The organism is Methylobacterium sp. E-046 (genome assembly GCF_022829625.1).
In the GTDB taxonomy this organism is placed as follows: Bacteria; Pseudomonadota; Alphaproteobacteria; order Rhizobiales; family Beijerinckiaceae; genus Methylobacterium; species Methylobacterium longum.
Genome location: NZ_JAKSYP010000080.1, coordinates 1 through 14,432, shown reverse-complemented (window position 1 = coordinate 14,432; position 14,432 = coordinate 1). Strand labels below are relative to the sequence as shown.

Annotated in this window: 12 protein-coding genes and 1 pseudogene; 5 read left to right on the top strand and 8 right to left on the bottom strand. The window is 62.7% G+C overall.

Annotated features, from left to right (window positions below; genetic code table 11):
* Window positions 1-314 precede the first annotated feature (314 nt).
* The 3 genes from MKK82_RS06260 to MKK82_RS06250 all read right to left on the bottom strand — a co-directional run bounded on the left by MKK82_RS06260 (window position 315) and on the right by MKK82_RS06250 (window position 4,191).
* A complete protein-coding gene (locus MKK82_RS06260; protein ID WP_243965469.1) occupies window positions 315-494 on the bottom strand; it encodes a hypothetical protein in 180 nt (59 codons plus the stop codon).
* Window positions 495-1,604: 1,110 nt separating this feature from the next.
* Entirely contained in the window at window positions 1,605-3,374 is a 1,770-nt protein-coding gene (locus tag MKK82_RS06255; RefSeq protein ID WP_243984936.1) for a putative bifunctional diguanylate cyclase/phosphodiesterase, read from the bottom strand.
* Between the two features lie 406 nt (window positions 3,375-3,780).
* Complete coding sequence (locus MKK82_RS06250; protein ID WP_243984934.1) at window positions 3,781-4,191, bottom strand: PAS domain-containing protein; 411 nt, start codon at window positions 4,189-4,191, stop codon at window positions 3,781-3,783.
* Window positions 4,192-4,541: 350 nt separating this feature from the next.
* Between MKK82_RS06250 and MKK82_RS06245 the strand changes: the two genes are divergently transcribed.
* Both MKK82_RS06245 and MKK82_RS06240 read left to right on the top strand, forming a co-directional pair.
* The gene (locus MKK82_RS06245; protein ID WP_243984933.1) at window positions 4,542-5,030 is read left to right on the top strand and encodes a recombinase family protein; all 489 of its coding nucleotides are present in this window, start codon (window positions 4,542-4,544) and stop codon (window positions 5,028-5,030) included.
* A 1,176-nt stretch (window positions 5,031-6,206) separates the two neighbouring features.
* Entirely contained in the window at window positions 6,207-6,449 is a 243-nt protein-coding gene (locus MKK82_RS06240) for a hypothetical protein (RefSeq protein ID WP_243984931.1), read from the top strand.
* A 134-nt stretch (window positions 6,450-6,583) separates the two neighbouring features.
* Here the strand turns inward: MKK82_RS06240 and MKK82_RS06235 are convergent, their stop codons facing one another.
* A complete protein-coding gene (locus MKK82_RS06235) occupies window positions 6,584-6,835 on the bottom strand; it encodes a hypothetical protein (protein WP_243984929.1) in 252 nt (83 codons plus the stop codon).
* Window positions 6,836-6,951: 116 nt separating this feature from the next.
* Between MKK82_RS06235 and MKK82_RS06230 the strand changes: the two genes are divergently transcribed.
* Window positions 6,952-7,320 (top strand): hypothetical protein, encoded by a 369-nt coding sequence (locus tag MKK82_RS06230; protein WP_243984927.1) that lies wholly within the window; start codon window positions 6,952-6,954, stop codon window positions 7,318-7,320.
* 47 nt (window positions 7,321-7,367) lie between these two features.
* Here the strand turns inward: MKK82_RS06230 and MKK82_RS34335 are convergent.
* From MKK82_RS34335 to MKK82_RS06215, 3 genes and pseudogenes are all read right to left on the bottom strand, one after another.
* Window positions 7,368-7,923, bottom strand: a pseudogene (locus tag MKK82_RS34335) (chemotaxis protein CheB).
* A 180-nt stretch (window positions 7,924-8,103) separates the two neighbouring features.
* Window positions 8,104-9,050, bottom strand: a protein-coding gene (locus MKK82_RS06220; protein WP_243984925.1) for an IS630 family transposase whose coding sequence is annotated in 2 segments (ribosomal slippage) — window positions 8,104-8,714 and window positions 8,714-9,050 — 948 coding nt in all. Because the reading frame shifts where the segments join, the coding sequence is not laid out codon by codon here.
* Window positions 9,051-9,803: 753 nt separating this feature from the next.
* Window positions 9,804-10,826 (bottom strand): fatty acid desaturase, encoded by a 1,023-nt coding sequence (locus tag MKK82_RS06215; RefSeq protein ID WP_409566776.1) that lies wholly within the window; start codon window positions 10,824-10,826, stop codon window positions 9,804-9,806.
* A gap of 1,084 nt (window positions 10,827-11,910) precedes the next feature.
* Here MKK82_RS06215 and MKK82_RS34170 point away from each other — a divergent pair.
* Together MKK82_RS34170 and MKK82_RS06205 are read left to right on the top strand one after the other, a co-directional pair.
* Window positions 11,911-12,027 (top strand): BA14K family protein, encoded by a 117-nt coding sequence (locus MKK82_RS34170; RefSeq protein ID WP_313902085.1) that lies wholly within the window; start codon window positions 11,911-11,913, stop codon window positions 12,025-12,027.
* A 632-nt stretch (window positions 12,028-12,659) separates the two neighbouring features.
* Complete coding sequence (locus MKK82_RS06205) at window positions 12,660-12,875, top strand: hypothetical protein (protein WP_243984922.1); 216 nt, start codon at window positions 12,660-12,662, stop codon at window positions 12,873-12,875.
* Between the two features lie 529 nt (window positions 12,876-13,404).
* On the opposite strand, the gene MKK82_RS06200 is transcribed toward MKK82_RS06205, so the two are convergent.
* Window positions 13,405-14,151 (bottom strand): Crp/Fnr family transcriptional regulator, encoded by a 747-nt coding sequence (locus MKK82_RS06200; RefSeq protein WP_243984920.1) that lies wholly within the window; start codon window positions 14,149-14,151, stop codon window positions 13,405-13,407.
* Between the last annotated feature and the right edge of the window lie 281 nt (window positions 14,152-14,432).

Genomic DNA, 14,432 nt, shown 5'->3' with positions numbered 1-14,432 from the left:
CCGATCACCGTCGCGGACGATGTCCTGTCGCGCCGACAGGGTCCGCACCCGGACCGGCAGGCGCTCGATGGCTTGCCTCTCCTCCTCTGAGAGGCCAGCGATGCTCTCCAGCTTACGGATGAGCGGAGAGAGGGCGTGGGGGATCTTTGAAGCCATCGTGGCATCGCCTTGCATTGCAGGCGGAAGCGCACGGCTCTCCCAGGCGGCAGCACCTGTTTCGGAGCGGCTGACGATCAGTCAGGTCTAAAGGTTATATCAGCGCCGCAATCATACCTGGGTTAAGGATTTTCACGATTAATCCCTGGGGCTCAAGGCTAACCGTCATCATTAGCCGCTACGGTCGCGCCGCGGCCGCGGCGTCGGACTTCTTCCCCAAGCGCATAGAGCAGCAGGCGAGAGGCGGTCTTCATCTCAGATGAACCGTGCTGCATGATCTCAGCGTGGTTGGCGATGCAGGCTTCTATCATCGCCTCGAACTCGTTGGGCGCGTTCATCCTACCCTCCCGCAAGTACCGCCTCTCTTGTCCGAGGTAGCTAACTCTAGATAGACAGCGCCCGACATATAAATTGATACTCCAACCCCAAATCCATCAAATGACGTTGCGCTGAGCTTAATATCTCGCTCTAACTGCTGTCTACCCGCAATCTAAGTAGCGCGTGGAGACTTTTTTGCGAGAAGCTTTGCGTCGCCACTGCGAGGAAGAGGATGCCGGAAGCGTCAACATCCTGAAGCGCATTGCCGCTGCGCTCGGCAAGCCCGAGACCGCATTCGTCGATGGGCCAGAGGCGCTGGCAGACCTTAATGACGCTTCTGAGATGCTACGGCTATGGGATAGACTGAAACACGCCTCAGACCGTCGGAAGGTACTGGCGTTCGCGCAATCCCTCGCTGCGCGGGATTGAATGTATCGCGACCGGCATGTGCTGCCTCCGTGAGGAGCAAGCCTTGCTGATGCGGGACACGCGGCGAGGCGTCTACGCAGAGGGTACGATCATTTGCCTGCGCGCTTCGCCCATGCGCTCGTCATCGGAGCGGACCAGCATGTCGACGAAGACCTTCTGCACGATCTGCCGCGTAGTCGCCTGATCCAGGCCAAGCCCGCGGGCGAACCCATCAAGGCGACGGGGGCGGCCATACCATCACGGCTCGCCCGGCCTCGCGCACTCCCGGCCGTACCGCGGCTGGTGCGCCCGAGATGGACCCCGAGCCCAGCTTGGGGAGCAGCGGTATGTCTCTGACGTCCTCGCGGACGGCCTTCTGCTCGACTTCTCGACCAGCTCGCCGCTGGGCGCGCAGATCCACCAACAAAGCCTTGAAGTCGACGACCTCCCGCGCGGGCGGTTGCCGGAGCAGGTCTACGGTTTCGTGTCCGCTCACGCGAGCACTCCAGCCACCGCTGCTTCAACGAAACCGGGTGATGCCCTCCGTATCGAACCGCTCGCAGACCCACTTCAACCTGACCAGCTGCAAAGTTGGCCTCGACAATCCGTAGGAAGCGTCCGACCGGGAGTTTCAAAGCGAGCGTATCATCGCGACTCCGCCAAACCATGACTCTTCCGATCGAATGCTGCGCTAGAAAAGCCAATCACAGTGGAATTTGCTATTAGCCAACCGCCAAATTAGAGGCTCGGGTTTCCGCCCATTTTATAAATTCATCGGCTGGAATAGGACGAGCGAAGTAGTAACCCTGCACCTCATCACACGCAGTTAATCTGAGCTGGTCGAGCACTTCCTGCGTTTCGACGCCCTCCGCTACGACACGGTGGCCGAGATGCTTCGCCATCAAGACCATCATAGTCACCAGCGAGAGCTGACGCGAGTCGGTATCAAGATCACCCATGAAGGAGCGATCGATCTTCACGACGTGCACCGGCAGCCTCTGAAGGTAGGACAGGCTGCTGTACCCAGTACCAAAGTCGTCGATCGCCAACCGAATTCCGCCAGCCGCGAGGTCCTTGAGCTGACGCAAGGCCTGCTCGGCATCGTTCATCACCGCCGTCTCGGTAATTTCCAGTTCGAGGAACTCGGGAGAGACACCATGTCGAGCCAGGACTTGGCTGACACGAGAAGCGAAATCGGGCTCGTGCAGGTTGGTCGAGGAGATGTTGACCGAGACGATCAGCTCCATGCCGGCCGCGTGCCACCGGGCCATCTGCGAGACCGCCGTCTCCAGCACCCAGGCGGTCGTTGGCGTGGCTAGGGCCATTCGCTCGACCAACGGGATGAACTCACCCGGCGAGATCGGCCCAAGCGTCGGATGCGTCCACCGCATCAGCGCCTCGGCCCCGACACAGCGTCCGGAGGTCAGGTCGACGCGCGGCTGATAGACCAGACGGAAACCGGAGGGGCTTTGCAAAGCCGCCTCGAAGTCGCGCAGCAGCGTGAAGCTTCGCTGAGATGCGTTATCCAGCGTGTTCGAGTGGATCTGGAAGAGTTTGCCTTCTGAGCGCGCATCCTGGGCCGCTCCCTGAGCAATCCTCAGCACATCGGTTGGAGGTAGATCGCCAAGGGCAAAAGGGGCAACCCCAATCACGGTCGTGCCGATCGCGTCGGGCCCACCGAGCTTGCGCAGCCGCTCGGCCCGGACGGTCAAGAGATCGCTGTATGCGACCTCCTCCATTCCGTCGGGAGCCAGGGCTGCCAGTTGTGTGGCGCCGACGTGGTAGGCTTTCCGCTGCGGCCCGATCAAAAGCCGGAAGTTGCGCGCGGCTGCCTTGACCATACTGTCGATGGCAGCCTGTCCCATGACGCGCACGACATGGTTCATCTGATCGACGGAGATCAAATCCACCAGGACCGCGATCCGCCGTTCTCCAGGCGTATGATCACGAGCAAAGTCGCTCAGGTCATCGATGAACTGCGTTCGGTTCGGCAGTTCACTGATAGGGTCGATGCGTCCGAAGGCATGCTGCAGCTCGATCTGCGACATGACCATAGCGGCGAGATCGCGCAACGCCGCCAATTCTGACGGTTGTGCTTGCCGAGGCGACGTCCCCAGGACGCACATGGCACCTAGGCCGAAACCGTCTCGCGTGACAAGTGGGGCACCGGCATAGAAACGGACGCCGGCTTTTGCCAAAGCGCTGTCGTGATAGTAGGGGTCCGTCAGGAAGTCCTCGATCACCACCAAATCACAGCTCTCGGCTACCTGAGAACACGGTGCTTTTTGGCGCGTTACCGACCAGTGCTCTACTCCGATCCTGGACTTGAACCATTGTCTGTCGCTATCAGTCAAAGAGACGGCGGCGATTGACAGGCCGAATATCTGGCTTGCCATACGCGTGATGCGGTCGAAGCTTTCTCCTGGGGGCGTATCCAAGAGGTCGAACCTTCGAAGCGCATCAAGACGCTCAGTTTCTGCGGCCGACACCATAAGTTGCTCCCTCATGCCGTCCACGTACTGGCTGCGGTCGCCTCATGTCCTAGAGTGTGGCGAACCCCTGCACCGGCCTCCTCCCGAGATGCCGCCTCGGCAGAAGTCCGTCTTGTCCGATATGACAGGCCATGGCCCGTGATCAGGCTTGATCTACTCGCTGGCAATAAGTCGCGACGTAATCACTTTTTCCTGTGCTTGATATAGTACCAATTTATTACTTATTGCTTAAAAACATCTTGTTACTGTGTCGGAAGAAATACAACAAATGACGGGATTTCAGTGTTGTAGCGATAATTAGAACAGTGCTGCCGATTGTGGCGGGCGGGAATTTGCATCGCTGGAGCTGAAAACACCCAAACTGCGCAAAGCGTCCCCTAACAAATCGTTACTTATGGAGATTGCTTCATACCGCCCCCCCACGGCTTTCAAAGGGGCGTCCGATGCGCCGCGCCACCTCACGCTCGAACGAGATGAAGCCCTCGATCTCACCACACACGTTGCGCAATGGCCGGCAATCGATCTCGGCCCGGTATTTGGTGCCGTCGCCTCGGTAGTTGGTCAGATACCCGTGGAAGCGTTCACCGGCCCTCAGGGCCCGATGAAAGGCGTCGAGAGTCGCCTGACGCGTTTCCTTGCCCTGCATGAAGCGGGGGCTCTGCCCGATGATCTCATCTGGATCGCGTCCAACAAGCCGGCCAAAGGCCGAGTTGGCATAGACGATGATCGGGCCCGGCCGCTCTATGGATGCGTCCGTAATCAGGATGCCGACCGGGAGGTCGCGGCCAAAGGCACGGATCAGTTCAACGATTGTCATATAGGTTGGTCGTCACTTGGTGAGGCTCAGCCTACGGGCGTCCAAGCGCGAACAGGATCGGGACGTTCCGTAAGTCCGCCTTATACGACCGGCCAAGATTGCCGGCTGATTGCACGCCGACCTCGCGCACCTCCCGACTGCGTCCGCAGCGGATAGTCCTGAGATAGGCGCGAGCGCGGCCGCGGGGAAGCCTCTGTGTGTCCCTGGCGTCATCGCGGGCGGGTGTTTCATCCGGTTAAACGCTCGTGAGAAACGCCGCAACGGCCTGACCGCCCGGCAATCTGCCCCGGTTACAACTGGTTGAGGTTAACAGCGGATCCCGCGACAACCGCCCTCGCCTCGCGGAGGCCATGGCGCTCTGCCGGCTCCCCGGGGCCACGCTGGTCATCGCCAAGCTCGACCGGCTGTTCCGTTACGCGGCGTTCCTGCTGAACCTGCAGGAGGCCGGCGTCCGGTTCGTGGCGGCCGACATGCCCGAGGCGAACCAATTGGTGGTCGGCATCATGGCTGTGGTCGCCCAGGCCGAGCGCAAGATGATCTCGGCCTGCACCAAAGCCGCGCTGGCGGCCGCCAAGGCGCACGGCGTGCACCTAGGCAAGCCGGAGAACCTATCGAACCGGGAGGCCGGCCAAGTGCGCGGGCGGGCGCGACAGACTCGGCGGCCCGAGGAGCGGGCCCGGGACCTCGCCCCAGTGATAGCCGCCGTGCGGGCCGAGGGCGCGGTCCCGCTGCGCCAGATCGCGGCGGCGCTGAACGCGCGGGGCATCCCGGCCGCTCGGGGTTGGGGCGTGGACGGCTACCCAGGTACGGCGCGTCTCGTAACGAATGTTTGGACCTAGACCCGTGGCAAAGCCGTACTTTCACATAGGTTAATTCAATCTGAGTTTAGCACCATCTCTCAACAATGTGGGGCTTACTTAAACAGGAACATCTCCTGATGCTGATAGTTTATTGGGCAAGATCCTGTCTGGGATCTACTTACAAACAAAAGTTGGGTTTTGAGATGAACGTCAGAAAATTATGCGTTCCCTTGATCGCTGCAGCTCTGCTTACCGGCGGCGCTAGCTTTGCTCTCGCCCAGGGCGGAGCTGCCGGCGGCGGTGCAGGTGGTGCCGGAACTGGCATGAGCGGCGGTTCCACAGGAACAGGCGGCTCGATGGGTGCAGGTAGTGGATCCGGCACCGGCATGAGCACCGGCGGTCAGATGAACAACGGGAGCGGCACGGGGGACCGCATGGGTGCGGGCAACTCTGGATCGATGAGCACCGGCTCGACCGGAACGTCTGGTTCGATGGGTAAGGGAACCGGCAGCTCGTCCGGCAGCATGGGTCGCTAATCACTCATTTCGCTCCGTCACCCGCGAGAAGTGGGTGGCGGGTCAATCGGTATAAGCCTCGTGTGGCTGCAATCTGCCCACCGAGGTTTCAGGTGGCCGAGCACCAGAACATCAAGATCTTTGGCGAAGTCTTGCAACGCCTGGATGGCGGTACAATCCCGGACACAGGTTGAGCCCTCATGGGTCTCCAGGGTGACGGCGGCGGTCAGCGCCGTCTGCCGGACCGGCTTGATACCGGCGGCGAAGGCGACTTCCTCGCGAGCAGTAGCGTTACGCATTTAATCACTCCAACTGTCATTTGACCGGATGGGCATCAAATAAGGGTGCAAGTAATCAACCTGACATTTTCGAGTCGGGGAGTTGTTACAATGCAAGAAATGTTAATTCCGGCAGACTTCTGGACCGAGCTTGAGCGTAAGGTGTCGTTCAAAGTAGACGAGGCGCTTAACACAGATGAAGTTCCGCACGGGTTGCTAATCTCATATCTGCGCGATTTAGAGGTGATGGCGCAGACTGCCTGCGATAGCCGACAGACTGTCCAGATCATCGCCTCTGGCCGAAGAGTTCTCGGGGATCGAACCCAAGTTGGGCCGCAGGACGGGCCGTTCACATACGCCGTCGCGTGAGCGGATTGGATCTCGGGGCGCCTCAACGGTCAGAGCCCAGATCGGAGAAAAAAATGTTCTACGACGAGATGGGCCGGTTGGCCGATGAAGCACTTCGGCTGAACGCGATAATGGTCCAGAACGCCATGCTGCTTACGGTGGCGATGAACTACGCCTGGACCGCAAGTCAGCACCGCGAACCTCGGCGAACGAGAAGCGAGATCAAGGCTCACGTGAAGCGGCAAGCGCGAACGAGGCGACCTAAGCGTCGCGGTGTGCCAACAGAGGTCGCGGCCCGAGGTCTGCGCATCCTGTAGAGGGATGTTGCGGTACTCGCTGGACGTCATCGGGCTTGCTGCACCGGCTTGATGCCAGTATTTCCCACTCGCGGGCGCGCTGGCGCGAGGCGGTCATGGCTGGCGCTCATCTCGGCCTCGAACGCTTCCATCTCCTAGTCGGTGAAGGCGGCGGCGCTGCACCACTGGTAGTGGACCGGGAGCGGCATGCCATAGGACGGTACTTTGTAGAGCCCGAAGGCGTCGCGCCGGACTTCTCCGCCGTGGTCGACGATCAGACCGGCATCGAGCAGGGCCTTCAGCGTCTTTGCCGAGCAGCCCGGGGACTTGCCGCAGCCGATCCGGTCGAGGGCGCGGCGCTCGGCCGAGGTCTGGCAGGGATGGGGCATGCGGGCAGTCTCGGACATCAGCAGGCCTCCCGGTGAGTGGCGGTCATGACATCGCCTCGGCGTCCGAAGCCTGTCGGGATGCGTTGTCTTCTATGACAGGGCGCATCCGCTGCTGCCCGCTCAGGAGCCCCCCGATGAACATCATCAGTTGGCTGATCTCCATGATCATTCAGTTCTTCCTCGGCAGCGGAGATGAGCAAAGAAGCACCTCTATGGCTAAGGAGAAAGAGGCGGGGGTTTACGTCGGGGAAACATCGGCAAAGGCTAAGAATTTCGAGGACGACTATCATGCTGCCACAAACATGCTGAAGCTGCAGATGGATAAGAGTTTCCCGGACAATTATCACGCAAGGCTGAGTTCCGGCGAGAATAGCCCCTATGACCACGGAGAGGATCGAGCACTTGCCGTCGACACCACGTCGACCGCGATAGCCATGGCGCTTCGGAGCGGAGCCACCGTGAGACAGGCAGCGGAAGCGGGCGCGGTGAGCGTCGGTATCTAACCTAGTGGTCGGAACCTAACGCTTGGTACCGTCCGCTCCGCGCTGCTTCAGCCCTTGACCAACGCCGCCACGCGAGCCGCGATCTCTGCGACCGGTAGGCTGGCGTCAGGATGATCGGCCATGATCGCCGCCCAAGGCATTGCAGGCTGCTCGGCCTCCTCAGGCGTCTGGACGAGGGCCAAGCCACCGTGCGCCTTGACGGTCGCCAAGCCATCCGCGCCGTCCCCGCCATAGCCACTGAGCACGATGCCAACGACGCGTTCGCCGTAGGCCTCGGCGGCTGACACGAACAACGGGGCCGCCGCAGGACGGGTGAAGTGGACCTTCGCCCCGTGATCAAGGCGGATCATGCCGTGATCCAGGTACATGTGCTTGGGGAGGGGCGACGTAGATGTGACCGCCCTCGAAGAGCTCGCCATCCTCGCCATGAGAAACGCGCAGGCGGCTCGTCATGCTTAGGATATCAGGCAGAATGCTGGGATGACGGCCGATGTGCCAGACGATGAACACCGACGCCGAGCAACCTGCCGGTAGCCCTCCGATGATCTGTCGAAGCGGTGCGAGGCCGCCGGCTGATGCCGCGATGACGATGATGGGCCCCATGTGGCCGCTAACAGTGCCTAAGGTGGAATGTTCAGAGGCAAGATCGCGGAAGACCCACTTCTCCAGGGAGCAGCCCTCCTCTGAGATTTGATCCCCCATACGGCACGTCCGCATACCACCGGGTGCGGACGTTCGGGCGGGTATCAAACGACAGATTTCCACCACTAGAGCGGCATCCGATCAAGTTGCGTCGTATCCTGCAGCGGCGAGGTAGGCTCGACATTCAGCTGGCGCGAAGCGGGTTAGGCTGCGCCGTATGGCATCCCAGAGGTCTGGGATAGTTCGCGCCGCTGCACTGCGCAGCAGCGCCTTCAGCTTCGCGAAGGCCATCTCGATCGGGTTGAAGTCGGGCGAGTATGCCGGGAGGTAGAGCAGCCGGGCTCCCACCGCCTCGATCCGCTCGCGGACGCCGCTGACCTTGTGGGCCGGCAGGTTGTCCATGACGACCGTGTTGCCGGGCTGGAGCGTCGGAGCGAGCACGTCGGCCACGTAGGTGCGGAAGGCCTGCCCGTTCATGGCACCGTCCAGCAGCCAGGGGGCGGTGATGCCGCTGGTGCGCAGACCCGCCGTGATAGTGGTGGTTTTCCAGTGGCCCTGCGGCACACTCATCCGGCAGCGTTCGCCCCGTGGAGCGCGCCCGTAGCGCCGGGCCATGGCGGTGTTGGCTGCGGTCTCGTCGATGAACACGAGGCGATCCGGGTCGAGGTCGAGTTGGCCCGCGAACCACGCCTCGCGCGCAGCTCTCACGTCCTCCCGGTCCTGCTCGGCCGCGTGCCCCGTACTTTTTTTCGCGAGATGCCGTGGCGCTTGAAGAAGCGCGAGAGGCTACTCTGGGCCACGCAGATGCCGTGCTCGGCCAGAGCCGCACGGAGTTCGTGCAGGTAGATGCCGGGCTGCGCCTCGTAGAGGGAGACGATCAGGTCGGCCTGGGCCTCGATCTGGTACGAGCGCTGATCGCCGCCCACCGGCTTGGGCGCGACGTGGCCCTCACGGGCGAAGCGCTCACACCACCGACTGGCGCTCGCCAGGCTGACCCCAAAGCGTTCGGCAGCTTTGTGTCGGGAGGCGCCGGCCGCGACGGCATGGACCACGCGCTGACGCAGATCGACGGACAGGGCTGAGGACATCGGCGCTCTCCTTCGCCGACCAACCCATCACCGCGCCAGCCGTTTCATCACGCTCGGATGGTGCTCTAGCCAGGGGCAAGCAGCCCAGCCTGCGCGAAGTGCAAGGCTAACCCGCCGCAGATCCTAGTCGAGTACGCCACCACACGGAAGCGTTCCGCCCGTCATGCAAGTAGACATCAGATCGACGTTGAAGGCCTGGTTGGATGCAGCGGCCGGAGCGCATGTCCAGAACCCACCCGCTTTTGGCGGTCCCATTCTCCAAGCGGATATGGAGCCGGTTCAAGATGGTGCTACAGAAAGACAAACTGCAACCAACGACGCTTAGCGCTATTATTCTCGTATCCACCACATCAAACATCTCGTCGGCCGCGCCCGTCGGATGATCCGCGTTCGCGAAGGCCGAAGCCATGATCCGTTGCGATTACCACCAGGATGACGAGTCCCAACCGGCCCTCGTGGAGGTCGCCAGGGTGCTGGCCCAGCGAATGATTCCTCCCGAGAACGCGAAGCTCCCTCCGCGCTTGGCCGAACTGGTCGCCGCGCTGCTCGCATGCGATTGCGAGCACGGCAACCATCTATAGGTCACTGGGGTTCGCTCGCCCGATTACGCTTGACCGGTTCGAGCCTCGCTCAACCAGCCGCCAGCTCGCCGCCCCGTTTCCACACCCGGCGCGCAATCCCGAAACACAACCCGCGGGCACAAACGCCTCACTGGCCATTGGCCAGCCGGATCTTGGTCGCCTAAGAAGCCTGTCAGGCCGTCGACGGCCAATGCCGGCGTGGAAACCTCACCAGCCTGCGGGCATCCTCGTCCCACAACGCCAGGTGCAGGCAGCGCAGGCTTTCCCGAAGCGTTAGCCTGCCTACGCGTCCAAGCAGCTCATGCCCTTCCAAGCACTCCTGGAGCCGGTAGTTCGGGATGCGGCTGTTCAGGTGATGGACGTGGTGCAGGCCGACATTGCCGGTGAACCATTGCAGCACGCGCGGCAGGACGTAGTACGAGCTGCCGCCCAGAGCCGCGCGGTGGAAGTCCCAGGCTTCGCCGTCCTCCCAGACGGCCCCCTCGTACTGGTGCTGGACGTAGAACAGCCAGCCCCCGATCCACGCGGCCACGCTGACCGTCGGCAGGACCATCCAGAGCACCGGCCCGATCCCGCCGGACGCGAAGGCGAGCGCTCCCAGGAGGATGGTCAGGCCCAAGTCGAGGGCGAGCACGTCCCGCCAGGCCGTCCGCCACGGAAGCCCGACACCGAAGGGCATCCGCTGCAGGACGAGGAAGTTGAGGGGCGAGCCGAGGACAATCAGGATGAACGGGTTGCGGTACAGGCGGTAACGCAGACGGCCCCAGGGCGGCAGGGCGAGATACTCGCGCACGGTGAGGGTATGGACGTCCCCCGTGCCGCGGCGGCTAAGGTCGCCCGTGGAGGCGTGGTGCAGCGCATGGGCCCGCTTCCAGCTGTCGTAGGGCGTCAGCGTCAGCAGGCTGAGAGCCCGGCCGAGCCAATCGTTGGCCGGACGCGAAGACAGGAACGAGCCGTGCCCACAATCGTGCTGGAGGATGAACAGCCGCACGAGCAGGCCGCCGGCCGGCACCGCGAGGGGCAGGACAAGGAGGCCATGGCCCTGCACGGCGCCCCACACCATGAGGGCGCAGAGGGCCAGGTAAGGCAGCAGGGTATCAGCCAGTTGCCGAAGGGCAAGCCTGAGATCAGGTTCACGGAAGGCGGCGCAGTGCCGGGTGACTTCGCGCGCGAGTGCCGCGACGTCGATCCGGATAGGCCCATCCTCGTCCCGACCGTCCGGGACCGGGTTTGATGCGTCCTGTATCACGGCTGGCCGGCAATCCTGTGCGGTGATGGGAAACCAAGGCGGTCCGCGCGTGGAAGCGGGACCCACAGCCCCTCGCCAGCGGCTGCCAACGACATCCCGCCCGGATCCGGTGAGGGATGTGGCGGCTGCCGTGGTGGCTGTCTTGGCGACAGTCGACAATCTGCTTCAATAAAGCTCTCAACGCGCACAATACGAAAGTGTTCATTTATAAAAACAGCATCATATGACGCTTTTATTGACTTGAAGTCACATCGCCCGTCTACCAGGTGCTGCGGCGCCTATTCGTTTGAGGATCGAATTGATCCCGGGGACGCGCGGAACGGCCTCGGTCGCTCCCGTTCGACGCGGGCGAGGGCAGGGTCGGCGACCCGAGGCGATCGGACGACGCGCCCGTGATAAGAGGCCCTATTTGGATGGATCCGCCGCGCGACGAAGGCCCTCACCACGCCGACTGAATATATTTTTCATAGTAATATAGATTAGTCAAATTTGGACATAATGTAGCGCGGCCATTTATCCGATTGATGCGCCGTCCAAGTGTAAGAAATGTTTTTTGATTGGCGGCACGCAGCGAGAAAGACGATTACGACGGCTGCCGCCACCATTTGGGTGCTGGTGATACTTCTCGTGCGCACCGATGCGCGCGGCGGCTTCGGTGCTGGTGGCTTTCGGGGCGGCGGTTTCGGCGTTGGCGGAGCGGGTCGAGGCTTCGGCGGCGGGCTCAACGGCAATCGCTTTGGCGTCGGTCTCGCAGGCGGCGGCCTCGGTACACGCAGGGGGCCTCGGAGCCCGCGGAACGGACTTCGCTGGCAATTGCGGGGTTGGCAGCCGGCGCTTTGGGGGCCGGGGCTTCGGCTATGGCAGCCTGGGACTCGGCGTCGGCCTGGGACTCGCCGGAGCGGGATTGGGCTATGGCTACGGCGGCTTCGATGACGGCTACGATGGCACGGACAACGGGCGTACCAGATATGGCGGATAAAGGGGCGGCTATGCCCCCGCCGGCTACGGGCAGGGCTACGGCGCCGTCGAGATGGAGGTGGCGCCGTTGGGCGAGTCGGTCAGCTACTGCGTTCAGCGTTTCCCATCGTACGACCGTCGCAGCGGCACGTATCTGGGCAATGATGGCCAGCGCCATTCCTGCCCGTAACGCCCCACGCGGAATCTGACGGACCGTGGCACGACGGAAGGGCCCACAACCGCAAAGAATGCGGGGGCCCTCAGCTGCAGCTCCGGCTGGATCCCGGACTTCTCGGGCGCGCCTATGAGATCAACATTGGTCTGGCCACTTTCATACTTTTCATCGGTCTTTGAGTGGGCACCGCCTTCTGGCTCGGCCGCCTTCCGGGTGCCTTCCGCCTTGGGGATGCCGGCCGCGCCCTGACGTGCGCTCACGGACTACCCCGATTCGCCACCGGACTAGCGTCACGAGGCCAATCCTCGCAACTCTGGACCCGGCGACGGGTCCGGCAGAACAGGCGGCGATAAGCAAAGTCCGCTCATCAACCCATGAGGATGGATCGCGATTTGCGTGCAGGCGGCGTATTCGAGGACCGCCCGTGTTGCGAGCGTCAGGGATTGCCGACACGCGAAAGCTGAAGAACGATCGGCGGCAGATCAACTTGAACAAAAAGTCGAAAATCCGTCAAATTTGAATTCTGCGATCTCGAGTCTATGCAAAGTTAGCGCGCCGACGCCGTGGCCCGATGGCTTTGGCAGGGTCTGCGCCAGGCTAGGCTTCTCCGAGCGGCCTGTGCAGGCCTCCAGTTGGAGGCGTTCGGCATGGCATACCGCGTCAGGATCGATCGCATCGGGAAGACCGGCATGCCGCGGAGCGCCCCGCGGATCTACAATGCGCGGGACGAGGCCGATGCCGTCACGATCGCGACTTATGAAGTCGAGGGGAGCAAGCCCGGCCGTCCCCGCGTCGCTACGGTCACCGATAGCGCCGGCCATAGGGTGTTCATCTATTCCGGCCGCGTCGGCACGACGCTTTGATGACCGGGAAGGAGCGCGAGGAGCGGGCGCTCTACGACCGCGACGCCAAAACCTTGATCAGCGTCATGCTCGTCTTCCAGGCCGCGTTCCTGGCGGTCACGATGCTGTGGCTGTGAGGGTCTCACACGGCTGCGGCGAGGATCACCGCCCGGCCGACTCTCGGCACCGCCTTTCGAACGAACCGCGACGGCATTCGCCACCGGTCGGACGGATGCGGGCTGGGGCATGGAGGGAGGATGTCCGGTCCCGCGGAACGGCCCCAGCGTAGGGGCCAGGGCTGATAGCGGCCGCGTCAGGCCGCACGCGCGACCGTTTGTGCGATTTCCGCGATGGGGCGCCATCAGGGTCGGCGAAGATTGGCCGGGCTGATGTATCCACCGGTCGTGGGATCGCTTTCGGGATCAGGATCTCGGTCGGAGCGTGATCGCGACCGCAGCGCTGGATCTTTCGTGAGGCGGCCATCGGCGACGATGTGCTGGCCTCGACCTTGTGCCTCCTCGCGACGGCCTGCACCGGCGCAGCCGAAGCGTTATCCGGCCGCTCGCTTCTCCAGCTGCAGGTACGTTGGGTCAAACTCCGAGGCTTGAAGAAGTTCATCCCATGCCTCGATCACGAGCATCCGGCTGCGGAGCGTGATCATGGCCCGACCGCGCATCTCCTGCAGCACGCGGTTAATGTGCACAGGCGTGAGACCCAGTGCGTCGGCGAGATCGGTCTGGGTGAGTGGTAGCGGGCAGCGGTGATCGCCAGCCAAGCCCACCGCCTGCAGCTTCAGGTATAGCTCGCAGAACAGGTGCGCGACGTGCTCGAAGGACGAGCGACGGCCCATGCTGACCAGCCACTCCCGGAAGACTGCCGCGTCGATCAGCCTGTCGCGCCAGAAGGCGGCCGCGAGGCCCGGATGGCGCGCCGTCAGCTCCCGCAGGCTCTCGTGCGGGATGAAGGCCACGACGGCTTTGGTCAGCGTGGCGAGGCTGTGATCCATCGTGTGGATGTGCAGGCTCTGCAGATCCGGGATGTCGCCCGCGATGTGGAACGACAGGATCTGCCGCTTGCCCTGGCTGAGCATCTTGTACCGGCAGGCCCAGCCGTCGAGGATGAGGCAGCAGTGCGTGGGCTGGTCGCCATCGCGGACGATGTCTTGCCGGGCGTCGAGGTTGTGGATCCGCACCGGCAGGCTCTCGATCGCCTGACGCTCCGCATCCGAGAAAGGGGCGATGCTCTCTAGCTTGCGGATGAGCATGGACGTGGCGTGCGGGTCGGGGGCTGAGTTCATGGCGCTCTACCTTGCATCGCAGGCGGAAGCGCGCAGCTCTCCCAGTCGTCGGCGCCCGTATCGCATCAGCCGATGATGTTCCCTACGATAGACTGATGTTACGGCGGCGTTCTGTCATAAGACAGGTTACTGAAGCGCTGTCACGCCCGTGATGCTCAGCTTCTGATCGCAAATTGCCCGGACTTCGCAGCGCAGTCACGGCTATCGGCATCGCCTTGGTCGGAACTCCGATCCCGCACCCTTTGATATACGAAGCGGTGAGAGCGAATTTCTTCAAATTC

Bases quoted from the DNA above. Each gene is read 5' to 3' on its own strand.
- MKK82_RS06260 (WP_243965469.1), bottom strand. From the start codon at position 494: ATGAACGCGCCCAACGAGTTCGAGGCGATGATAGAAGCCTGCATCGCC.
- MKK82_RS06235 (WP_243984929.1), bottom strand. From the start codon at position 6,835: ATGTCCGAGACTGCCCGCATGCCCCATCCCTGCCAGACCTCGGCCGAG.
- MKK82_RS06245 (WP_243984933.1), top strand. From the start codon at position 4,542: ATGGCGCTCTGCCGGCTCCCCGGGGCCACGCTGGTCATCGCCAAGCTC.
- MKK82_RS06255 (WP_243984936.1), bottom strand. From the start codon at position 3,374: ATGGTGTCGGCCGCAGAAACTGAGCGTCTTGATGCGCTTCGAAGGTTC.
- MKK82_RS06205 (WP_243984922.1), top strand. From the start codon at position 12,660: ATGGCATACCGCGTCAGGATCGATCGCATCGGGAAGACCGGCATGCCG.
- MKK82_RS06230 (WP_243984927.1), top strand. From the start codon at position 6,952: ATGAACATCATCAGTTGGCTGATCTCCATGATCATTCAGTTCTTCCTC.
- MKK82_RS06240 (WP_243984931.1), top strand. From the start codon at position 6,207: ATGTTCTACGACGAGATGGGCCGGTTGGCCGATGAAGCACTTCGGCTG.
- MKK82_RS34170 (WP_313902085.1), top strand. From the start codon at position 11,911: ATGGAGGTGGCGCCGTTGGGCGAGTCGGTCAGCTACTGCGTTCAGCGT.
- MKK82_RS06200 (WP_243984920.1), bottom strand. From the start codon at position 14,151: ATGAACTCAGCCCCCGACCCGCACGCCACGTCCATGCTCATCCGCAAG.
- MKK82_RS06250 (WP_243984934.1), bottom strand. From the start codon at position 4,191: ATGACAATCGTTGAACTGATCCGTGCCTTTGGCCGCGACCTCCCGGTC.